This window comes from Portibacter marinus, assembly GCF_021533195.1.
GTDB lineage: Bacteria > Bacteroidota > Bacteroidia > Chitinophagales > Saprospiraceae > Portibacter > Portibacter marinus.
The window spans coordinates 786,024-807,325 of record NZ_JAJNKB010000002.1; the positions used below are offsets into that span (position 1 = coordinate 786,024).

Annotated in this window: 22 protein-coding genes and 1 tRNA gene; 20 read left to right on the top strand and 3 right to left on the bottom strand. The window is 39.2% G+C overall.

Annotation, left to right across the window (positions count from 1 at the left end):
* The first annotated feature begins 1 nt into the window (after position 1).
* The 14 genes from L2567_RS07390 (at position 2) to L2567_RS07445 (ending at position 9,882) form a co-directional block, all read left to right on the top strand.
* Complete coding sequence (locus tag L2567_RS07390; RefSeq protein WP_235297112.1) at positions 2-484, top strand: hypothetical protein; 483 nt, start codon at positions 2-4, stop codon at positions 482-484.
* Between the two features lie 2 nt (positions 485-486).
* Entirely contained in the window at positions 487-678 is a 192-nt protein-coding gene (locus tag L2567_RS07395; RefSeq protein ID WP_235297113.1) for a helix-turn-helix transcriptional regulator, read from the top strand.
* A 17-nt stretch (positions 679-695) separates the two neighbouring features.
* On the top strand, positions 696-1,274 hold the full coding sequence (locus L2567_RS07400) for a hypothetical protein (RefSeq protein WP_235297114.1): 579 nt from the start codon (positions 696-698) through the stop codon (positions 1,272-1,274).
* Positions 1,275-1,339: 65 nt separating this feature from the next.
* On the top strand, positions 1,340-3,094 hold the full coding sequence (locus tag L2567_RS07405; protein WP_235297115.1) for a serine hydrolase domain-containing protein: 1,755 nt from the start codon (positions 1,340-1,342) through the stop codon (positions 3,092-3,094).
* A gap of 147 nt (positions 3,095-3,241) precedes the next feature.
* Complete coding sequence (locus L2567_RS07410; protein ID WP_235297116.1) at positions 3,242-4,141, top strand: TolB-like translocation protein; 900 nt, start codon at positions 3,242-3,244, stop codon at positions 4,139-4,141.
* Positions 4,134-5,018, top strand: coding sequence for a hypothetical protein (locus tag L2567_RS07415; protein WP_235297117.1), 885 nt, complete (start codon positions 4,134-4,136; stop codon positions 5,016-5,018). Before L2567_RS07410 ends, L2567_RS07415 begins: the two co-directional genes overlap by 8 nt.
* A gap of 79 nt (positions 5,019-5,097) precedes the next feature.
* Positions 5,098-5,721, top strand: a complete 624-nt coding sequence (locus L2567_RS07420) for a Crp/Fnr family transcriptional regulator (protein WP_235297118.1) — start codon at positions 5,098-5,100, stop codon at positions 5,719-5,721.
* A 68-nt stretch (positions 5,722-5,789) separates the two neighbouring features.
* A complete protein-coding gene (locus L2567_RS07425; protein WP_235297119.1) occupies positions 5,790-6,251 on the top strand; it encodes a hypothetical protein in 462 nt (153 codons plus the stop codon).
* A 14-nt stretch (positions 6,252-6,265) separates the two neighbouring features.
* On the top strand, positions 6,266-7,051 hold the full coding sequence (locus tag L2567_RS07430) for an alpha/beta hydrolase (RefSeq protein WP_235297120.1): 786 nt from the start codon (positions 6,266-6,268) through the stop codon (positions 7,049-7,051).
* Between the two features lie 166 nt (positions 7,052-7,217).
* Entirely contained in the window at positions 7,218-8,387 is a 1,170-nt protein-coding gene (locus L2567_RS07435; protein WP_235297121.1) for a TlpA family protein disulfide reductase, read from the top strand.
* 129 nt (positions 8,388-8,516) lie between these two features.
* Positions 8,517-8,639, top strand: a complete 123-nt coding sequence (locus L2567_RS21270) for a DUF6326 family protein (protein WP_406626666.1) — start codon at positions 8,517-8,519, stop codon at positions 8,637-8,639.
* Between the two features lie 50 nt (positions 8,640-8,689).
* Positions 8,690-8,902, top strand: a complete 213-nt coding sequence (locus L2567_RS21275; protein WP_406626667.1) for a DUF6326 family protein — start codon at positions 8,690-8,692, stop codon at positions 8,900-8,902.
* 31 nt (positions 8,903-8,933) lie between these two features.
* Positions 8,934-9,383 carry a GNAT family N-acetyltransferase gene (locus L2567_RS07440; protein ID WP_235297122.1) on the top strand — a complete coding sequence of 150 codons (450 nt, stop codon included), beginning with the start codon at positions 8,934-8,936 and terminating at the stop codon, positions 9,381-9,383.
* A 4-nt stretch (positions 9,384-9,387) separates the two neighbouring features.
* The gene (locus L2567_RS07445) at positions 9,388-9,882 is read left to right on the top strand and encodes a GNAT family N-acetyltransferase (protein ID WP_235297123.1); all 495 of its coding nucleotides are present in this window, start codon (positions 9,388-9,390) and stop codon (positions 9,880-9,882) included.
* A 177-nt stretch (positions 9,883-10,059) separates the two neighbouring features.
* Here the strand turns inward: L2567_RS07445 and L2567_RS07450 are convergent.
* Positions 10,060-10,132 (bottom strand) — tRNA-Met (locus tag L2567_RS07450).
* 143 nt (positions 10,133-10,275) lie between these two features.
* On the opposite strand from L2567_RS07450, the gene L2567_RS07455 reads away from it, so the two are divergent.
* From L2567_RS07455 to L2567_RS07480, 6 genes are all read left to right on the top strand, one after another.
* Positions 10,276-11,631 (top strand): glutamine synthetase family protein, encoded by a 1,356-nt coding sequence (locus L2567_RS07455; RefSeq protein ID WP_235297124.1) that lies wholly within the window; start codon positions 10,276-10,278, stop codon positions 11,629-11,631.
* A 100-nt stretch (positions 11,632-11,731) separates the two neighbouring features.
* The gene (locus tag L2567_RS07460) at positions 11,732-12,505 is read left to right on the top strand and encodes a glucose 1-dehydrogenase (protein ID WP_235297125.1); all 774 of its coding nucleotides are present in this window, start codon (positions 11,732-11,734) and stop codon (positions 12,503-12,505) included.
* Positions 12,506-12,543: 38 nt separating this feature from the next.
* Positions 12,544-13,911 carry an aldehyde dehydrogenase family protein gene (locus tag L2567_RS07465; RefSeq protein ID WP_235297126.1) on the top strand — a complete coding sequence of 456 codons (1,368 nt, stop codon included), beginning with the start codon at positions 12,544-12,546 and terminating at the stop codon, positions 13,909-13,911.
* Complete coding sequence (locus L2567_RS07470; RefSeq protein ID WP_235297127.1) at positions 13,908-14,573, top strand: type 1 glutamine amidotransferase; 666 nt, start codon at positions 13,908-13,910, stop codon at positions 14,571-14,573. The genes L2567_RS07465 and L2567_RS07470 overlap by 4 nt, the downstream gene beginning before the upstream one ends.
* Positions 14,570-15,877 carry an ethanolamine permease gene (eat, locus tag L2567_RS07475; protein WP_235297128.1) on the top strand — a complete coding sequence of 436 codons (1,308 nt, stop codon included), beginning with the start codon at positions 14,570-14,572 and terminating at the stop codon, positions 15,875-15,877. The genes L2567_RS07470 and eat overlap by 4 nt, the downstream gene beginning before the upstream one ends.
* A 27-nt stretch (positions 15,878-15,904) precedes the next feature.
* Positions 15,905-18,067, top strand: a complete 2,163-nt coding sequence (locus tag L2567_RS07480) for a S9 family peptidase (RefSeq protein ID WP_235297129.1) — start codon at positions 15,905-15,907, stop codon at positions 18,065-18,067.
* A 100-nt stretch (positions 18,068-18,167) separates the two neighbouring features.
* Here the strand turns inward: L2567_RS07480 and L2567_RS21135 are convergent, their stop codons facing one another.
* Complete coding sequence (locus tag L2567_RS21135; protein WP_319942126.1) at positions 18,168-20,459, bottom strand: NADP-dependent malic enzyme; 2,292 nt, start codon at positions 20,457-20,459, stop codon at positions 18,168-18,170.
* Between the two features lie 10 nt (positions 20,460-20,469).
* Positions 20,470-21,285, bottom strand: coding sequence for a CvfB family protein (locus tag L2567_RS07495; RefSeq protein WP_235297130.1), 816 nt, complete (start codon positions 21,283-21,285; stop codon positions 20,470-20,472).
* Positions 21,286-21,302 lie beyond the last annotated feature (17 nt).

Below are 21,302 nucleotides of genomic sequence, written 5' to 3' on the forward strand. Positions count from 1 at the left end.
TATGAAATTATTATTTAATCACAAATACAAAACGATTTCCGGATGGATTTTTTATTTGACTATACCCATCGCTTTGTATGCGTTCATTACTAGCAAGTTTGACGACTTTCTTGTAGTTAAAGTCTATCCCCTGTTTTCATTTAGGAAAACAATTAGCACTGCGGGAACAGAGAATGTAATAGGTTCTGACGGATTTCAATGGATAGGAAACGGATTGGTCAATGAGATTTTAATTTCGGTCATTATCATTGCCGGTATAATCAACTCATTTTCCAAAGAGCGCTATGAAGATGAACTTATTGGCAAACTAAGCACGGAAAGTTTGACACTTTCCCTCTATGTAAACTATGGGATATTATTGCTTGCCAATTTTTTGATTTATGAACTCACATTTATCTATGTTCTGGTTTTCAACCTGATTGGTATCCTCTTGTTTTTCAATTTGATATTCAAATACAGATTATATAAACACTATAAAGGATAATCGTGAAGAACAATCTAAAACTCTATCGGGTAAAATTTGGCTATACACAAGATGATATTGCCAAAAAACTGGAAGCTTCTAGGCAAACGATTAATGCCATCGAAAACAACAAATATTTCCCCTCATTAGAATTAGGTTTAAAACTGGCCAAAATTTTTGAATGTAAAGTGGATGACCTTTTTAGTCTTGATTAATTTATAAAATGTAAAAAATGAAATTATTGAAAAATACACTAATCGTATTTGTAGTTCTGTTTGGACTTTTCGCTTGTAAGGACAACAAGACTAAGGGTGCAAACGAAATAAATAATGACTCATATACGATTGAAAATATAGAAATGGCTTATGTGCCAGATTCGACCTATACAGTTACCACAAAAAATGACAGCAGCATATATTTTGAAAAATCATCAAATAGTTCAAGGACAACAATAAGTGTCCGAACATTCGAAGGCCAAAACTTTAATGATGATGAGAAATTTTTTCTTTATGCAGAAAACTACGTTCAAGATAAAATGAAACCTTTTGAAATGAAGAGTCTTCACTTGGACGCTTTGGGATTTAAAAGAACCCCTTGTTTAAAGTTTGGCGGAACGTTTAGGGACGCAATTGCCCGAGACAAAAACAGAGCTTTTATAGCCCAAGACGGGCATTTATGCCGGGTGCCAAATACTAAATCAGAAATTGCTGAAATCAAGGTGATGCACTATTCGGCTGAACAGCTAATGCCTAAAGACGTGATATACGAATATCAATCCTTCATTGAACGATTGAAGTTCGTTAAAAATTAATCAATAGTACAAATGAAAGTTTATGGCTTTCTCCATTTGGATTAAAATAATAGAATACTTCTAAAATGAATATAAAAAAAATACTATACACCTTGATCTTACTTATCGTACTGCAAGTTTGCAAGAACAATATAGATTCTTTGGTCCTTGCTGAGCAAGAGGCAAAAATGACTACGGTTGCACAAAATATTGACAACTATCTGAAGTATATGGAATCTTTGGGATTTTCAGGGGCCATTGTGGTTGGTCACAATAATGAGCAAATTTTAAGTAAAGGTTTTGGGTTTGCAGACCGAGAAGGTGGAATAGCATTCACACCCCAAACGGTACAATCGAACGGGTCAAACACAAAGCAATTTACAGGCGCGGCCATTTTATTATTAGAAAGCCAAAACAAACTTTACTTGAAAGATAGCTTACCAATCTATTTTGACAATGTGCCAAAGGATAAAGAACAAATTACCATTCATCATTTGTTAACACACTCATCAGGATTGATTCAGGGTGTAGGCCGTGATGACGAACCTACTGGTTTTGAGCTATTCTTTGAGAAATTAATGTCAGAGCCTTTACGTTTCGAATCTGGCACTACCTATAATTATTCAAATGCTGGATATTCCATCTTGGGTAGAATTGTCGAGAAAGTTTCTGGTAAAAACTACGAAACCTTTTTACGTGACAACCTCCTTGAACCATCGGGTATGATGAACACCGGCTACGTCCTTCCGAATTGGGAATCGGAAGATTTGGCCGTCGGGTATAGCAAGGGTGAAAAATGGGGCAAGGTGTACAAAAGGGGTTGGATAGATGACGGCCCAAACTGGCATCTGCGAGCCAATGGCGGGCTGCATACCACGACCGAAGATATGTACAAATGGTTCAAAAATGTACAAGGAAAAGGCGTGCTGAATGAAGATGCTGTTAACAAGTGGACGACAGGTTATATGACCGAAAATAACGGCCATTCCAAGTACGGCTATGGCTTGGTGACCTATGAAGATAAAAAATGGGGCAAAGTAATAAGCCATAGCGGCAGTAACACGTATTTTACTTCACATTTTTTCTGGTTGCCAGAAAGAAATTTCTTTTTCTACATCCACGGGAATAACTACAATTTCCCAACCTATAATCTAGAAACGAAAATTTTAGAAGCTGCTTTTGATAAAGACTTCAATTTTCCGCCACAAATTAAGGCCGCTATTTCAAATAACATGAATGAGGTGAAAGAAAAAGAAGGAACTTATTTTTCTGAGGAAGACAAAATTGAATTGATGGCTGATGGACCCAGATTTATTGCCAAATTCTCTGGTCAAGAGGCCTTAAATCTAATTTACAACCCTAGCGAGACTGAAAAGAGAACACTATCAGATTTAACCAGTGCCACAAAAATGATTATGGACAAGATTGAAAATGGCGAAAAAGATGCCTTTAGGAATTATGTGCGGGGGGATAAAGACTCAAAAGAAGTAACCCAAGCATTCCATAAAGGTATTAAACAAGTGAGAAGACCTTTGGAATCAATTAACGTTATTGGAACGTTTGAAAACGCACCAGATTCTCGATTATATGCGCAAGGTGTCTATACCACGTTTGTGCACGCAAGGTTTGAAAACTGGAACCGATACTGGAATGTCGTATGGGATGAGGATGGCAAATATGTGGGCAATTTTAGTGGTCCTTGGCCCGAAATTACTCTAATGCCTTTGAGTAATGACCAATATAAAGGCTTAAGGGCAACGCCACCGTGGATTACGGTAGATGTAAACTTTGATAAGGGCCGTCTGATAGTTGAAAACGAAGTATTTGCAATAAATCAATAAAAATGATTTCTAGCCTAAGCTTTGGAAAGCGAATAAATGTTGTTTAAAGCTATTTAAGGGTCGTTTAATGATAATAGTGAAACGTTCATCAATTAAAATTTTCGCGCATTATTAATTTGATAATATTTGAAAATCAAGATGTATACAATGAGAGCACTTACTTATCTAAATTTAATACTTATATCAGTCCTCTTTTTAAACTCTTGCAACTCTAAAAAAGAGAAACCAGAAGATAGTGATTCACCAGTAAAAAAAAACACTTATCTCGGTCAGATTCTACCTGGTTTAACACCTCAGCCTTTCGCCCCTGGTGTGGTGACCACTGACGGATGGGAATATGGGAGCACGTTCTCACCCGACCTCAAAGAATTTTATTTTATTCGGGAAAGTGAGGATAAGGAAACACAACAATTTGTCGTCTTTCAAAAGAAAGATAGTATATGGCTCAATTCTGTCATTTCCCAAAGAGTGGGTCAACCCATCATTTCACCAGATGGTAAAAGGATGCATTTAGGTAGGCGTTATAAGAAACGAACTAAAGATGGATGGTCAGAGGTGAAAATGCTTGATGCGCCCTTCGGTGATTTGCTAATAATGCGCCTGTCAGCTTCTGCCAACGGCACCTATTACTTTGACACTTATGATGAAAACAGAGAAGATTTTCCTATTCGATATTCTCGACTAGTTGATGGACAATATGAAGAACCGGAAGCATTGCCCAAAGAAATCAATACGGGAACTTTTCTCAACCACCCGTTTATTGCTCCAGATGAGTCGTATCTGATTTGGGATGCCGTTAGGGAAGGTGGCTATGGTGACTCAGACCTTTATATCAGCTTCAAACAAAAAGATGAATCTTGGGGTGAGGCTATCAATTTAGGTGAAAAAATAAATACAGAAGCAGAGGAAATCGCAGCCAGTGTAACACCAGATGGAAAATACCTTTTCTTCAATCGGAATGTAGGTTCAGACGAATATGAAAATATAGATATTTTCTGGGTAGATGCTCAGATTATTGAAAAACTGAGACCTAAGCGTAATGAATAATTCATCTTCCATCATATTGATTTTTATATGCATAGCTTTTCTGAATGCCTGTAATACCCAAAAAGAGAAAAACAAGGCTATTGACAAGCAAATTAAAGAAGAAACCTTCCTTGGTCAAAAGCCACAAGGTCTGACACCTGAATTATTTGCGCCAGGCATCGTATCTACAGATAACCTCGAAATCGCAGGGACATACGACCCGACCAGCAACGAATTCTATTTTTTAAGGCAAGTGAAAGGTCAACCCCCAAAAACCTATGTCATTCAAAATAAAACTGGGCAATGGCAAGAGCCCATAATTGAGGGCCGTATGGACGGATTTATATCCAAAGATGGCAAAACACTATATGAGGCAAACATTTTTAGAACGAGAACGGACTCAGGCTGGTCAGATGAAAAAAGCTTAGGGACAGACTACGAAAACTTACCCATTATGCGGCTTACCGTTTCTAATGAAGGAAAATACGTTTTTGATGAAAGGGATATCATTGGTACCATTAGGTATTCAAAGGTAATTGACGGCCAACGTGAAGCACCAAAAGCATTCGGGCAAAACATCAATACGGGAAAATGGACCGCCCATCCCTTTATCGCAGCCGATGAAAGCTATCTCATTTGGGACAGTGAGCGTGAAGGCGGTTTTGGTGAAACAGATTTGTACATCAGTTTTCGTCAGAAAGATGGATCTTGGGGACCTGCCATTAATATGGGAAAAGATATCAACACTCCCTTTGAAGATAGTGGTGGTCGTGTTATCGGGGATGGGAAGTATTTCTTCTACAACACTATACACTTAGGCCAAAGTTTTGAGGAAAGTGATGCCAATATTTATTGGGTGGATGCTAGGTTCATTGAAAGTCCGAGGAAAAAAGAATAAATGTAATGGACAGAAAAACAATTGTTTTGAAAATTCAACAAATCTCATAAAACATATTGGAAGATTAAAAACTCTAACTATGACAGATATTACTAAAATAAAAGACCCTATTCGAGTTTTACGGTTTTTTGATGTGTTTTTTAACTACGTGAAACTACTCGTGGACATCCCAGAAAAGGATAAAGAATATTGCAGACAGATTTTCAATTGCTATAGTATAAAAAAAGGAACAATGCTGGAATCGGAAGGAACTCTGCACGAATACCATAATTTCATTGTTTCTGGTCATATGCGAAATTTTTACCGTGATGATGAGGGTCAAGAAGTGACAACCGATATTAATGCCGGACCGCGATTTTTTACTTCATATTATCACTTTATAAATGGAACAATTGCGAATGAAAATTTGCAATGTATTACAGATTGTGAAATTCTTCGTATACATCGTAAAGACGTTGAAAATGCAAAAGAGATTGGTTTAACGTCTCAAGAGTATACAGAAAAAGTACTTCAGTTCTATCTAGAATCTGCCAAGCAGCGTGTAAATGATTTTGCGACGCTCACGGGTAAAGAGCGATATCTTAAACTAATCAACCATCAACCTTCCATTGTGAAAAATGTACCATTGATTTATGTGGCTTCGTACATAGGTATAAATGCTGGTAGTTTGAGTAGGATACGACAAGAATTGCAGAGGTCATAATTTCTTCACATATGTGAAGTGAAAATTTCTTCTAAAAGTTGCATTTTGAAATCAAAAATAGATTGTACATGAATCAAATAAAAAAGTTATTCTTGCCCTCTGCAAAATATAAAGGCATTTGGCCTATAAAAGTGTATGTGCTTAAACTTTTCTTTTTGCTAATGTTTCTTTTCGTAGCGAAAGACGCATGGGCAAAGTTGTTCGAACATCATGGTAGTTGGAATCCAGAAGTCGCAATTGCTTGGTGTGCAATGGCTGCGTATACTACACTTTCTGGTTTTGGGGTTTTTCACACTCTCAGATGGCTACCAATAATGCTTTTTATGCTGTTGTACAAAGGGTTTTGGTTGGCTTTTGTTGCCTATCCTTTATGGCGAGCTGGGACACTGACGGGGAGTGAAGCGGAAGGTTGGTCTCAGATTTTTGTTTTGATTATAATTCCATTGGTCTTTATGCCTTGGAAATACTTCTTTAAAACATTTGTGTTAGGAAGGGATTATACCACTGTTCAAAATCAACGTAATAATTAGTATCAGCTTTTAAAATGACAAGTAATACAAACATTATCCGTAAAGTCAATAAGAAAGCTCATAGACTATTATTTATGTTTGCAGTGATTTCGTTCAATACCGTTTTCACCCAAAGCAGCACCTCACACAATAGCATTTCAGCTGCAAAAAACTCAAACTTGGAATTACCTAACATACAGGTCATTCCAATAACAGATTCAAATACAAATAGAAAATACGAACTCTATATAAAAGTTCCTGAAGAATACTCAGATAGTACAAAAACCAAATACCCTGTGCTTTATTTTACAGATGCCCTATGGCACATCGAAATCTTATCGGGTTCAACGGAGTATCTCTTGGATAACTTGATTTTGGTCGGGATTTCATGGCAAAAAGGTGAAAATCCAGGTATTAGCCGCTATCGTGATTTTACACTTCTAAAGAACATAAACCCCAAATATCAAAGTGGTGATGCGGAAAATCATCTGAAATTTATCCAAAATGATGTCTTTAAATATGTAGAAGAGAACTACAGAACACAACCTGAAAACCGGTCCTATTTTGGGTATTCTTTAGGTGGAACTTTTGGCACATATATTTTGCTGACACAACCTAAAACCTTCAATAATTACATTCTTGGCAGCCCCGAGACCTTATTGGACGACTCATTCATTCATCAACACTATTCCAGCTCCAACGATATACTGAAATATAAAAACGCCAATGTTTTTATCTCAACAGGCGAATTAGAACGAAGCGATTTAATGGAACAATCAAAAGGGATTCGTACAATGTTGAAAAGCTATGACAATCTATAATTGAAGTTTTTGACCATTCAATCCGCTGACCATAGCAGTGCGTTTCCAATGGCAACGGTAAAAAGTATGTACTGGCTATCAGACTTGATAAGAGATAACGATAGAAAATATTAAATGGTTTCAATCTCTTTGGACACAAGCAGAAAACAATAAAAATACAATAAGAATGAAGAATATTTTCTCAGTGATAGCAATAGGAATTTTAATGATTTCTTGTAATAACAAAGCCAAACAAATTAGCGACCAGATAAAGGTTGGTACCACCATTGATTTATCGGACTACGATTTACTAAGCGTGAACGGCAAACAAATACAAGGCGATAAATTGATACTCATTGACTTCTGGGCAACGTGGTGCGGCCCTTGTATAGCTTCCTTTCCCCATTTAGAGAAAGTTCAAGATAGCTACGGAAACACTTTGCAAATCATTGCTGTGAGTGATGAAAAGGTAGAAACAGTAGAAGGTTTTCTGAAAAAACGCGATTTTGATTTGACGTTTATGAGCGATCCTGAAAAAAGCCTGCACAAGAAATTTGATATAAAAAGCATACCTATAAGTTGCCTACTCTCTGAAAATGGAAAATTTCTATGGGCTGGTAGTTCTGAAAACCTAGAGTACGTCTTAAAAAAATACTGGGAATCAGGTAACATATCGGATTTTGATCTTACAGAATTAAATCGACCTTATTACGATGCGAAAACCATTGAAAAAATAGAAAAAGCGAGTAATCATAAATTCTTGATACAGGAAGCAGAAAATCCTGAACGCTATATTGTTAGAAACCAAAAACTGGATAGTGAGCCAGTCAATATCGAATATATATCAGCAACCCTAACTGAAATAATTGTTGATTTCTTTAATGTCGACCGCAAGTATATTGTTAATAATCGCCCGGAATTAGACACTTTGTTATTGGATATAAAAGCTAAGAATGAAAATATATCCTATGGCCAGGCGAAAGAGAATATTTTGAATACGATTATGAAAAGCTATGATTTTGAAATACAAGAAAAAACTAAGCAGGCGGATATCTATGTTCTACAGGTAATTGATGAAGCAAAACTAAAAAAGTACATTGAGACCGTGGAAGGCGGTGGACAAGCTCAAGTAAAGGATGAAACTATTGAAATCACCAGGCTCAGCTTAGAGCAATTGGCAAGTTATTTTCAGAAGAAGTTAGACCCCTATATTCAATACAAGGGGACTGATAATTCAAAATTTAACTTTACAATACAGTATTTTGAAACCATAAGTGACTTAGAATCAAGCTTAAAAGAGATTGGTCTTTCTTTGGAAAAAACAGAAGGTGTAGTAGAAATTATAACGATTAAATAACCACGGCGAAACAACTATTAATTTGAAAATATAAAGTATGAACGCCGAGTGTTTCAAAAGATCTCAGCTTTCGTCGAAAAACAAAATCAACATCAAATGAATTTAAAAGAAACAACCAACCGCAGAAAAATGATTTTATCCACACTTTGGATATTCGTTACACTCAATTACCTCTATTGTGATGTGTTATCGTTGATGTCGGCTGAACTATTAAATGCACTCTTAACTGGTACAGTTGGTAGCATTGAATGAATGAAGTGACACTGTTAGTTGTAAGCATCATAATGGAAATTTCCATTGCAATGGTATTGTTTTCAAGAGTGCTAAAATACAAGGCAAACCGTGTAGCCAACATCATCGCGGGTTCTATTAAAACCCTTATTATGGTCGGAACACTGCTCATGGGTGCTAGCTATCACTACATATTTTTCGCCATTATTGAAATTTCAACAACATTATTCATTGTTTGGTATGCCTGGACGTGGAAAAGCTCATCTTTAGTACAAACAACCTAAAATTGGTTTTATATAAATACTCTGACGTTTAATGAAAGAACTTAAAATTAGAAAAGCTACAAGAGATGATGTTCTAGTACTGTTCGACTTAATTATGGCTATTGCCATACATCACAATCAAGAAAAATTTGTCCTAACAGATAAAAAAGAACTTTTAAAGGCTGCCTTCGGCAAAGATCCAAAATTTGAAGTACTCTTAGCTGAATTCAAAGAAGAAATCGCCGGTTACCTATCCTATACCTGGAACTATTCCATCTGGAAGGGTAAAAACTATATGAACTTAGATGACTTGTTTGTCAAAGAAAAGTTCAGGGGATTAAAAATCGGACTCGAGTTAATGCAAAAAGCAAAATCCATCAGCGAGAATGAAAGTAGCGGATTGATCCGTTGGGAAGTAGAAAAGAATAATCACAAAGCCATTGAATTTTACGAACGCTTAGGTACAAAAATGGTTGAGAAAGGAATTTTTAAATGGGTGTAGGTCTATGCTAGGATTAGAAACTGAAAGACTAATATTTAGACAATGGGATATTTCGGACTTCGAACCGTTCTCTAAATTCTTTTCTGATGAAAAAAATGCCAGATTTGTAGGCGGTGTTAAAAATATGGAAGAAGCTTATCGACTAATGGCTACGTACATTGGTCACTATAAACTGAATGGCTATTCCTATTTGGCAGTGACCGAAAAGGCTACAAAAAATCTTATAGGAACTGTTGGGCTTTGGAATTCACAGCCTTGGCCGGAACCAGAATTAGGTTATTGGATACTACCTGAGCACCAAGGCAAAGGTTTTGCCACTGAAGCTGGACTTGCAGTCAAAAAGTTTGCTTTAGAAACTCTAAAATTGGAATCATTGGTAAGTTATATTGCCCCGTCTAATATTGCCTCCATAAAACTTGCATCAAGATTGGGAGCTTATTACACTTCAAACATCAATTTACTTAATTTTGGACTGCATTTTGTTTACAGGTACAAATAAATAAAGCGTCCACAATTTCTCAATTGTAAAGCTACTTAAAAATTTAGTTTTGATAAATAAAGAGTATGTAGAGCTTATTGAAACATGCAGTAACCTATTGATTCATATAACCTCTGTTCTATTGTGATAGCAACAATAATTAAAAAGGCTTTCGAGAAATCGAAAGCCTTCCTTTAGTAGCGGGGGCTGGACTTGAACCAACGACCTTCGGGTTATGAGCCCGACGAGCTACCAACTGCTCCACCCCGCGATATTTCTTTTCCTTACTTATTAAGGGATGGCAAATATAAAACTATTAAATGAATCTGCAAGAATTCCTAAGGATATTTATCAATTCCTCAAACATTGATATTTCTCTCTCGTAATCTACCAAAATTGTTTTAAATTGCTCGAATGGATATTGAAGGTAAATTGAATGTCGATCAATTAAAGCAAGCTATTGAAAAAGGCCAAATCGAAACAGTCATTTTTGGATTTATCGATCATTATGGACGTTTACTGGGAAAAAGGTTTGATGCTGATTTTTTTATTGAAAGTGGACTTGAAGAGGGAACCCATTGCTGTGATTACTTATTGACCACTGATATGGAAATGGAACCTGTTCAAGGTTTCGAATCTGCGAATTGGGAATTGGGATATGGAGATTTTCATTTGCATCCTGATTTAAACACCATAAGAGTAGCTACATGGCTAGAGAAAACAGTAATTGTGATCGGCGATTTAGACGAAGCCATCGCACCAAGGACAATATTGAAAAGACAAGTGGAAACAGCAGGTGATTTGGGTTTTAGGTCAATGGGAGCATCAGAATTAGAACATTATTTGTACCTCAATTCGTATTCTGATTTTGATTCATTGAAGTTTGATCAAATGACAGCAGCGTCTCAATACCTGGAGGACTACCATATATTGCAAGGTAGTCGTCGAGAATCCTATACAGGAACGGTAAGAAAACATCTGAAAAAGTCCGGAATACCTGTCGAAAATTCCAAGGGAGAGTGGGGTAGAGGTCAACACGAAATCAATGTAAGGTACGCTGAAATTTTAGAGATGGCTGACCGGCATGTAGTCTTCAAACAATGTCTTAAGGAGATAGCTGATCAAATGGGTTGCGCTGTGACCTTTATGGCAAAGGTCGATGAAAATCAAGCGGGATCAAGTTGCCATATTCATCTAAGCCTTTGGAAGGATGGCAAGAATGCTTTCGTAGGTGATAAAGAATTGGGCCCTGTCAAGTGTTCAAATATATTCAAATGGTTTTTAGGAGGCTGGATCAAATATGTTCCAGACGTGATGCCTTTTTATGCACCTACGGTCAATTCGTATAAGCGTTACCGTGATGGGTCCTGGGCCCCAACGAGATTGGCATGGAGTTATGATAATCGTACTGCAGGTTTCAGAGTTGTGGGCGAAGGTGAAAGTCTGCGAATCGAATGTAGAATTCCGGGTGCAGATTGTAATCCGTATCTTGCTTTTGCAGCATCATTAGCATGTGGGCTTCATGGGGTTCAGGAAGAGATAGCACCACCAGATATTTTTGAAGGCGACATTTACGCGGCCAACGAATTGCCTAGAGTACCTTACACACTAAAAGAGGCGAATGAGAGCTTTAGGAAAAGTGACTTTGCCCAATCAGTATTTGGAAAGGATGTAGTTGCTCACTATGCACATCATTTTGACATGGAAGTAAAGGCATTTGAAAAAGCTGTGACGGATTGGGAGAGAAGACGATATTTTGAGAGAATTTGAGAACGAAGAAATTTTATGACCATGGAACTTTCAAATTCCATTTACCAAAAGGAATTTGCTGCTTTACTAACAATAATAATAAAACGACAACCAAAGCATAATGAGACTTAAAAACAAGGTGGCGCTAATCACTGGCGGAGCTAGCGGAATTGGAAAAGAAAGTGCAATCTTATTTGCACAAGAAGGTGCACGGGTGACGGTGGTAGATGTCAATGAAGATGGTGGTAAGGAAACAGTTGAAATGATTAGATCCATTGATGGGAAGGCCATTTTTCATAAAGCAGATGTATCACAAGAGAATGAGTGCAAACGTATGATTGAAATAATGGATAAAGAATACGGGGCACTTCATATTTTATTCAACAATGCTGGCATCATGCACTCCGAAGATGGTGATAGCCAATCCACTGATGAACAGGTTTGGGATCTCACCATGAATGTCAATGTCAAAAGTGTATTTTTCGGATGTAAGTACGGTATCCCTTTGATACAAAAATCAGGTGGTGGATCTATAGTCAATACCGCTTCATTTGTTGCTCATTTGGGAGCTGCTACTCCACAAATTGCTTATACCGCGAGTAAAGGTGCCGTATTGGCAATGACACGCGAATTGGCAATCATCCACGCTCGTGAAAACATTAGGGTCAATGCGCTTTGTCCCGGGCCTTTGCGAACTGACTTACTAATGAATTTCCTAAATACAGAAGAGAAGAAGAATAGAAGATTAGTACATGTTCCTATGGGTCGATTTGGAGAGGCAAAAGAAATGGCAAAAGCTGCCTTATTTTTGGCCTCTGACGATTCTTCTTACATGACAGGAACAGAATTTCTTGTAGATGGAGGAATCACTGCAGCATATGTGACTCCGGAGTAGATAGAATTTAGCAAAAAGTGTGAAAAGTCTTACGCTCAATGAATAATAGTTTTAAAGTGATCAGTCCCATTGACTTAACGATCTATCTTGAAAGAGCTTACGCTGGACCAAAGCAGATAGAAAATGTGCTATCTGCTGCTGCAAATGCTCAAAAAGAATGGCAAAAGAAATCCATAACAGATCGTGCTCTATTGTGCCAGAAAGCCGTAGACCTACTTGTTGCCAGGGCTGACCAAATTGGTGAAGAAATCACAATGCAAATGGGCCGTCCCATTCGATATACTCCCAATGAAATAAGATCGGGTCTCAAAGAAAGAGCTGAATACATGATTCATATTGCTGAATCTGCTCTATCACCCATTGACATAGACAGCAAAAGAAAGATAAAAAGAGAGCCTATGGGTACAGTCATGGTGCTAGCTCCGTGGAATTATCCTTATCTAACCTCTATTAATGCGATCATTCCTGCTTTAATGGCAGGAAATACGGTCATTCTTAAGCATTCAGACCAAACGCCCCTCACTTCGGAAAGATACCAGGAAGCCTTTGACGAAGTCGGTCTGCCTGAGGGTGTTTTTCAATTTTTACACCTGAACCATGATCAAGTTGCGCAAGTCATCCAGGATTTTAGAATTAATCACGTGGCCTTCACAGGTTCAGTTGAGGGTGGACATGCCATACAGAAGGCCCTGTCCGGAAAGTTTATCACTTCCGGCCTGGAACTCGGAGGAAAGGATGCCGCCTACGTGACGGCTGATGCTGATGTTCAGAAGTCTGTAGAAAATCTGGTAGATGGTGCTTTTTTTAATTCAGGTCAGTCTTGTTGTGGCATTGAGAGAATTTATGTCCACGAATCTATTTATGAGTCATTTGTTCAATCATACGTATCATTGACTAAAAAATACGTAATGGGTAATCCTCTCCTGTCAGAAACAGAAATTGGGCCAATGGTTAAACCAGCAGCAGCCAGGTATGTGATGGATGAGATCGACAAAGCTGTGGATCAAGGTGCACAAAAGCAAATTAAACAAGACCATCTCCATTCAAATGCGTATCTCTATCCAGAGGTCTTGACAAAAGTCAATCATTCCATGTCCATAATGACAAAGGAAACTTTTGGGCCAGTAGTTGGAATAATGTCCGTCCATAGTGATGAAGAGGCGATCAGATTGGTAAACGATAGTCCATATGGATTGACGGCATCTATTTGGAGTCAAGACAAAGCGCTAGCCTGGCACATTGGTGATCAATTAGAGGTAGGGACTGTGTTTATGAATAGATGCGATTACCTCGATCCTGAACTTGCCTGGACCGGAGTGAAAAAAAGCGGTAAAGGATGTACCTTATCCAGCATTGGTTATGAACAGTTGACCAGACCCAAATCATTTCATTTCAGAACGCTATGAAAGTAGGACTCATTCTCTGCGACCATGTGCATCCTGATTACGTCAAGCAATTCGGGAATTATCCCACCATGTTCTCTGATCTTTTTCCAGATTACCATTTAAAAATTTACGATGTGACGAAGCTGGAATTTCCTAATGATATTGATGAGTGTGACGCCTATATGGGTACTGGGTCCAAATTCTCCGTGTATGACAGCCATGAATGGATTACTGAAACACTAAAATTTGTTCGTCAATTATACCAAGCTAAGAAATGCTTTGTAGGTGTATGTTTCAGTCACCAATTGATAGGTCAGGCTTTGGGTGGAGAGGTAACCAGAAATGAGCTGGGATGGAGTGTGGGCGTTCATAGATTTGATCCTTTAGGGTTTAATTTACTGATGATGTGCCAGGATCACATCAGTAGCTGTCCCCCTCAAACTAAAGTCATTGCCTCAACTCCTAAGTGTCCCAATGCAATGATTCAAGTAGGTGAGCATTTTTTAGGAGTTCAGGCACATCCGGAGTTTACGAAAGCATATGATCGGGTGCTGATGGAAAATAGAGTGGATAGGATGGGTCAACTTACGGTCGAACAGGGCATTCAAAGTCTTGATATACCTGTTCATCGCGAAGAAATAAAAGCATACATATCAGCATTTATCCTTAATAACCAGCGATGACGAACCAATTAAAGAAAACATTGGGGCCAGTAATGCTTTGGGGACTTGGTGTCGGATATGTCATTTCAGGAATGTATTTCGGGTGGAACTTAGGGTTGGAAAAGGGTGGTACCTTAGGCTTGGCGGTCGCTACAGGCTTTATTATTCTGATGTATCTCAGTTTTACATTTAGCTATACTGAATTGGCATGTGCCATTCCGAAAGCCGGAGGTGCATTTGATTACGCCATTCGCGCTCTCGGACCAAAGTGGGGTTTCATTGGAGGGATGGCACAAAATATTGAATTTATCTTTGCTCCGCCAGCCATTGCCTTTGCCATCGGCGCTTATATTAATCTATTCTTGCCTTCAATTCCCATCATATGGATTGCCATCGTAATCTATCTGATTTTCACCTTCATTAATATAAGGGGAGTCAAGTTTGCTGCTTCATTTGAGTTGATCATTACCATCATTGCAGTCATTGAATTACTGATCTTTGCCGGAGCCGCGGCACCCTCATTTGAATGGGAAAATATGACTCAGAATGCTTTACCTCATGGCTGGGGAGGAGCATTTGCAGCCATTCCATTTGCCATTTGGTTTTTCTTGGCCATAGAGGGCGTAGCCAATGTTGCAGAAGAAACCATCAATCCTCAACGTAACATATTGATAGGATTCGGTTCTGCAATACTCACTCTGGTCGTTTTATGTTTGTTGACTTTTTCTACTTCTGTGGGAGTGGCAGGGTGGGAAGCCATTGTGTACGAAACACCCGGGGCAGCTGCATCTGATTCACCTTTGCCACTGGCCTTGAAACGTATTTACGGGGAGAGTCATTTGCTTTTTAAACTGGTGACCTCCATTGGTATCTTTGGACTGGTTGCATCTTTTCATGGTATTATCCTTGCTGCAGGTCGGGCCACATTTGAATTTGGACGAGTAGGTTTTGCTCCTAAAGCGATCGGTCGTGTTCATTCAAAATATCGTACTCCGGCCAATGCATTAATGGTCAATACCCTGATTGGTATTATAGCTTTGTTTACTGGAAAAACAGGAGACATCATTACCATTGCTTGTTTCGGAGCATTGGGCCTATACATCATTTCTATGGTTTCTATGATCATCTTAAGAAGGAAAGAACCTCACTTAGAAAGGCCCTTCAAAGTGCCATTTTATCCATGGACACCGATACTTGCGCTTGTTATTGCCAGCATTTCGTTAATTGCGATTACCATATATAATCCTTATCATGCGCTTGTTTTCGCAGGCATTATGATTGCTGGATATCTCGTATTTATGGGAACAAAAAGAGGTTCGATTTAATTAATATACTGTAGAAATTAAATGATGATGAATAGGAATATAGTATGGGTTCTTTTCTTTGCTTTTGGTTTGATGTCAACGAGCTTTGCACAAGATGCCCTTTCAGCAAAGGATTACGAACAGGCAGAAAGTATGTTGAGCTGGAATGTTAGAAAGCTCGTAGATTGCATGAATGTTGATCCCAATTGGGTCGATGATGAAACATTTTGGTACAAGAATCTCATTCCCAATGGTGTTGAGTACGTAATGTATCACATTGGCCAGGAAAGAAAGCAGGTATTGAAAGATAATAGTGAGTTGCCAGATGGAAAACCGCAGCCCATTTACGATAGGAGAAAGGAGGTGGTCTCACCGGACGGTAAGAAAGTGGTGTACATAGATGATTGGAATTTATGGATGCGCCACCTGGAAACCGGTCAAGAAACCCAACTAACTACCGACGGGTTTGAAAACTTTGGTTACGCGACTGATAATGCCGGATGGAGACAAGGTCCCGGACCCATTGTACTTTGGTCTCCCGATTCAAAAAAAATTGCCACTTACAGACAAGATCAAAGGCACGTTTCCGATATGTACTTGGTCAAAACGACCGTTGGGGCTCCAGAATTAATGCAATGGAAATATCCTCTTCCTATGGATGAAAAGATCATACAGATTCATAGGGTGATCATTGACACTGAATCTGGAGAAATTGTCAAACTGAATATAGATCCTGACCCAAGAAGAGGCACACTCTGCGATGATATTTCGTGTAGTGGTGCATTCGATGACAATGAATGGAGTCCCGATAGCAAAAAACTGGCTTTCGTTTCATCTTCCCGAGATCATAAAGTGGCACAACTACGCATCGCGGATGCAGCCACCGGTGAGGTAAGGGATGTTTACAAAGAAGTTTCTCCGACGCAATATGAATCAGGTCGTAGGGCTATCAACTGGCGGTATTTGCCTTTAACTGAGGAGTTTATCTGGTACTCAGAGAAGGATAATTGGGGTCATTTATATTTACATGATTTGCAAACAGGAAAGGTTAAGAATCAAATCACAGAAGGAGAGTGGATCGTCAATAAAATAAGACATATTGATAGAGAAGCTAGGAAAATCTATTTTGAAGCTCAAGGGCGTGAAGAAGGAAGAGACCCTTACTTCAATCATTTTTATTCTATTGATTTTTCTGGAGAGAATCTCAAACTCTTAACACCGGAAAATGGAAATCATAGTATAGAATTATCTCCCAATCATCAGTACTTTATTGACAACTATTCTCAACCTGATGTTCCGCCGGTTTCCGTTTTGAGATCAATCAATGGAGATCTGCTAGATACACTTGAGGAAGCCAATATTTCCAGATTGTTGGCATCAGGTTGGCAACCACCTAAACCGATCAAGGTTAAATCGGATGATGGAAAATATGATTTATACGGATTGATGTATACCCCCACTGATCTGGATCAAAACAAGAAATATCCGATCGTCAATTACGTTTATCCGGGACCTCAGGGAGGCGGGGTCGGAACGAGATCTTTTAGTCCGGGTAGACGTGATCATCAGGCGTTGGCAGAACTGGGATTTGTAGTAGTAGTGGTAGACGGTACTTGTAATCCGGGAAGGTCGAAGGCCTTTCATGATGAATGTTATGGTGATATGTCAGTCAACACGCTTCCTGACCAGATTTCGGCTTTAAGGCAATTGGCGAAAGATCATCCCTATATGGATCTGGAAAGGGTAGGAATATGGGGGCACTCAGGAGGTGGATTTGCTACGGCAGCTGCGCTTTTTGATTATCCCGATTTTTATGATGTTGGGATTTCTGAATCTGGTAATCACGATAACAGGAACTATGAAGATGATTGGGGTGAGCGATATGTCGGGTTGGAAGTTGGAGACAACTATGAAAAACAGGCCAATCAATTGAAGGCGAAAAATCTGAAGGGAAAGCTATTGCTTGCTCATGGCATGATGGATGACAATGTGCCTCACTATAATACGAACCTGGTGGTGGATGCATTGATAAAAGCCAACAAGGATTTTGACCTCATCATGTTTCCGAATGCTAGACATGGTTATGGCGCGGACACCTTTTACATGACCCGTAAGAGATGGGATTACTTCGTGAAACACCTACTAGGAAAGGAGCCTCCGAAAGAGTATAAGATAGAATATCAGCAGGATACAAGAGTCAGCAGAGCCTAAGTATTGGTCATTTCAAGACATTTGATAGCTGGTTATTTTGTTGCCAACAACGCAAAAAGTCATTAGGAAGTGTATGATCACGAAATTCAATCAATCCTCTTTACTTTTGATTTTGAGCGTGTATGGCAGCAATCCCAACCATGTCTACAATCTGTCTTACACTTGCCCCTAATTGCAGGACGTGAATCGATTTCTTGAGCCCCAATAATATCGGGCCTATAATGTCCGTGTCTGAGATGCTTCCCAACATGTTGTAGGCGATATTCGCAGAAGAAAGATTGGGGAATATCAATGTATTGGCTCTTAAGTCCTTTAATTTTGAAAACGGGTAGAAAGACTTTCTTATTTCCGGATTCAGTGCCATATGTGCCTGCATTTCACCGTCCAGCATCCAGTCCGGATGCTTTTCATGCAAAATACGAGTAGCCTCACGCATCAACACAGCAGACTCACCATTGGGCACTGACCCAAAATTAGAATAGGTGATTAAGGCGATTCTTGGTTCAATATCAAATCGTCTTACTTCTGCGGCAACCAATTCGGTAATATTGGAAATATCATGTGCGTTGAGGTGGTGATTAATCGTGGTATCTGCTATAAATACAGGACCATTTTTAGTCATCAGAATATGCATGCCTGCCACCTTCTTCACATCAGGTCGAGCTCCGACAATCTGTAATGCCGGCCTAACTGTAGTCGGAAATTTTTTGGTCAATCCACCAATCATCCCATCCGCATCACCATTTTCTATCATCAAAGCCCCGTAATGACTGCGATATCTGACATGATCCAAACATTCCTCATGGGTCAGTCCTTTTCTCATTCGTTTACGATACAAGATTTTACCGTATTCTTCTATTTTAGCTTCCTCCTTTTTGCCATCTGGCTGTTTGGGATCAATGATAGGAACACCGGGGAGGTTGATGTTATAGTCCTTCATCATCTGTTGGATGATTGGCTTTTTGCCCAGCAAAATGGGAAGCGCTATTTTTTCCTCTACGATGACCTGAACCGCTTTTAGTAATGACACATTTTCAGCATCGGCAAATACAATTCTTTTCAAGTCCTGCTTGGCCTTGTTTTCGATCACTTTTGACAGAGAATGCCCTGTTCCAAGTCTCATATCCAGCTCGGCAGTATATTGATCCCAATCTTTAATAGGATTTTTGGCTACTCCAGAATCCATTGCAGCTTTGGCGACGGCGGGAGCCAGTGTGGTAATCAGACGTGGGTCGACTGGCTTGGGTATGAAATAGTCTCTTCCAAATCTAAGGTCAATATCATTATATGCCATATTGACCAGATCAGGAACAGGCTTTTTAGCCAGTTCTGCCAGTGCATAGGCCGCGCCCAATTTCATTTCTTCATTGATTTCAGTGGCGCGGACATCCAATGCGCCCCGGAAAATATAAGGGAAGCCTAAAACATTGTTAACCTGGTTCGGGTAGTCTGAACGACCAGTGGCCACAAGGCAGTCAGGCCTCGCAGAACGTGCATCGTTGTAACTGATTTCTGGGGTTGGATTAGCAAGTGCAAAAACGATTGGATCTTTGGCCATCGACCGTACCATATCTTTAGAAATGATATTTCCGGCAGAAAGTCCCAGGAAAACATCTGCACCTGTCATAGCTTCACTGATGTTGCTATACATAGGTTGATTGGCAAATTCTTTTTGATAGGGACTCAGGTCATTCCGATCTGTGGAGATCTGGCCTGCAATATCAAACATGATGATATTTTCTTTTCTGACTCCTATTTTTAGCCACATACGAATACATGAAATGGCCGCTGCTCCGGCACCGGAAACGATCACCCGGACATCAGAGATTTCTTTCTTTACGATTTCCAGAGCATTCAATAGTGCAGCAGCAGAGATAATGGCCGTTCCATGCTGATCATCGTGCATGACCGGAATATTTAATTCTTGCTTCAATCGTTCTTCGATCGTAAAACAATGTGGGGCTGCGATATCTTCCAGATTGACTCCTCCGAATGTAGGCTCTAAAAGCTTGACAGTTCTGACGAACTCGTCCACATCCGTCGTATTCAGTTCCAGATCGAAGCAATCAATGTCCGCATAGATCTTGAACAGCAAGCCTTTTCCTTCCATGACAGGTTTGCTTGCAGCCGGTCCGATATTGCCCAGGCCTAATACAGCTGTTCCATTGGTAATAACTGCTACCAGATTGCCTTTGGTCGTGTACCTATAGGCGTCCTCAATATTTTTTGCGATTTGTAAGCAAGGCTCTGCAACCCCTGGAGAATATGCCAACGAGAGGTCCCTTTGATTGGCAGTTTCTTTCGTGGGGATAACTTCTATCTTACCGGGTCTGCCAGCTTCATGGTACTCTAAAGCTGCCTTTTTCAAGGAGTTTTGTTTCGTTTCTTTCATATCAATTTGCTCAATTCACTAAACGGATTCCGTCTTTTTCGATGGTAATTTGTCGATTTTTATACAAACCTCCGATGGCCTTTTTAAATAACTTTTTGCTGATACCAAATTCTTTTCTGATGGCTGTAGCGTCGGATTTATCATTGTAAGGTAAGAATCCATCCGGAGTTGACTTTAGGATAGACCATATTTTTTCTGCATTGGGTTCTATACTTTTGTGTCCAATGGGAAGCAAGCTAATGTCAATTTTGCCGTCTTCTCGGATAGGTTTAATATAACCTTTTAATGCTTCACCGTGCCTGAGAATCCTACCATGTGTTTCACTTTCGTATATCAATCCATCATATTTTTGGTTAATCACTGCCATGTATCCCAGTTGGGTTTCGCTATAGATCAGCAAATCAACCTTTTGTCCAAATTTTATGTCCTCGTCTGCTGTGGCTTGAAGAAATGGCTTAAGTTTGGCGGTACCAACCAATCTATTGGTAAGTTCATCCAAGTACATGTGTACCACGTATTTTCGGTTGGGAATCATATCCTTCGTCTGGTTGCGATAGGGAATGAACAAATCCTTTTCAATACCCATATCACAAAAAGCACCGATCATGTTAATTTCAGTCACCGTTAAAGTTTCAAATTTCCCTTTAGTGATGTAAGGTTTCTTAAGCGTCCCCTCGATTTCGTCTCCATCATTATAAACGAAAACTTCGAGTTCATCGCCAGTATTAACTTCAGTCCCTTCTAATTCTATTCCGTGTTCCAGTTTGATTGTGTTTCCATCGACACTAAGAACTTTCAATTTTTGTATTTCTCCGACTTTCAGCATTTTGCAAAATTACTATA

Excerpts from the sequence above, each read along its gene's own strand:
- L2567_RS07390 (WP_235297112.1), top strand. The coding sequence starts at position 2 with ATGAAATTATTATTTAATCACAAATACAAAACGATTTCCGGATGGATT.
- L2567_RS07400 (WP_235297114.1), top strand. The coding sequence starts at position 696 with ATGAAATTATTGAAAAATACACTAATCGTATTTGTAGTTCTGTTTGGA.
- L2567_RS07405 (WP_235297115.1), top strand. The coding sequence starts at position 1,340 with ATGAATATAAAAAAAATACTATACACCTTGATCTTACTTATCGTACTG.
- L2567_RS07410 (WP_235297116.1), top strand. The coding sequence starts at position 3,242 with ATGAGAGCACTTACTTATCTAAATTTAATACTTATATCAGTCCTCTTT.
- L2567_RS07415 (WP_235297117.1), top strand. The coding sequence starts at position 4,134 with ATGAATAATTCATCTTCCATCATATTGATTTTTATATGCATAGCTTTT.
- L2567_RS07420 (WP_235297118.1), top strand. The coding sequence starts at position 5,098 with ATGACAGATATTACTAAAATAAAAGACCCTATTCGAGTTTTACGGTTT.
- L2567_RS07425 (WP_235297119.1), top strand. The coding sequence starts at position 5,790 with ATGAATCAAATAAAAAAGTTATTCTTGCCCTCTGCAAAATATAAAGGC.
- L2567_RS07430 (WP_235297120.1), top strand. The coding sequence starts at position 6,266 with ATGACAAGTAATACAAACATTATCCGTAAAGTCAATAAGAAAGCTCAT.
- L2567_RS07435 (WP_235297121.1), top strand. The coding sequence starts at position 7,218 with ATGAAGAATATTTTCTCAGTGATAGCAATAGGAATTTTAATGATTTCT.
- L2567_RS21270 (WP_406626666.1), top strand. The coding sequence starts at position 8,517 with ATGATTTTATCCACACTTTGGATATTCGTTACACTCAATTACCTCTAT.
- L2567_RS21275 (WP_406626667.1), top strand. The coding sequence starts at position 8,690 with ATGGTATTGTTTTCAAGAGTGCTAAAATACAAGGCAAACCGTGTAGCC.
- L2567_RS07440 (WP_235297122.1), top strand. The coding sequence starts at position 8,934 with ATGAAAGAACTTAAAATTAGAAAAGCTACAAGAGATGATGTTCTAGTA.
- L2567_RS07445 (WP_235297123.1), top strand. The coding sequence starts at position 9,388 with ATGCTAGGATTAGAAACTGAAAGACTAATATTTAGACAATGGGATATT.
- L2567_RS07455 (WP_235297124.1), top strand. The coding sequence starts at position 10,276 with ATGGATATTGAAGGTAAATTGAATGTCGATCAATTAAAGCAAGCTATT.
- L2567_RS07460 (WP_235297125.1), top strand. The coding sequence starts at position 11,732 with ATGAGACTTAAAAACAAGGTGGCGCTAATCACTGGCGGAGCTAGCGGA.
- L2567_RS07465 (WP_235297126.1), top strand. The coding sequence starts at position 12,544 with ATGAATAATAGTTTTAAAGTGATCAGTCCCATTGACTTAACGATCTAT.
- L2567_RS07470 (WP_235297127.1), top strand. The coding sequence starts at position 13,908 with ATGAAAGTAGGACTCATTCTCTGCGACCATGTGCATCCTGATTACGTC.
- eat (WP_235297128.1), top strand. The coding sequence starts at position 14,570 with ATGACGAACCAATTAAAGAAAACATTGGGGCCAGTAATGCTTTGGGGA.
- L2567_RS07480 (WP_235297129.1), top strand. The coding sequence starts at position 15,905 with ATGAATAGGAATATAGTATGGGTTCTTTTCTTTGCTTTTGGTTTGATG.
- L2567_RS21135 (WP_319942126.1), bottom strand. The coding sequence starts at position 20,459 with ATGAAAGAAACGAAACAAAACTCCTTGAAAAAGGCAGCTTTAGAGTAC.
- L2567_RS07495 (WP_235297130.1), bottom strand. The coding sequence starts at position 21,285 with ATGCTGAAAGTCGGAGAAATACAAAAATTGAAAGTTCTTAGTGTCGAT.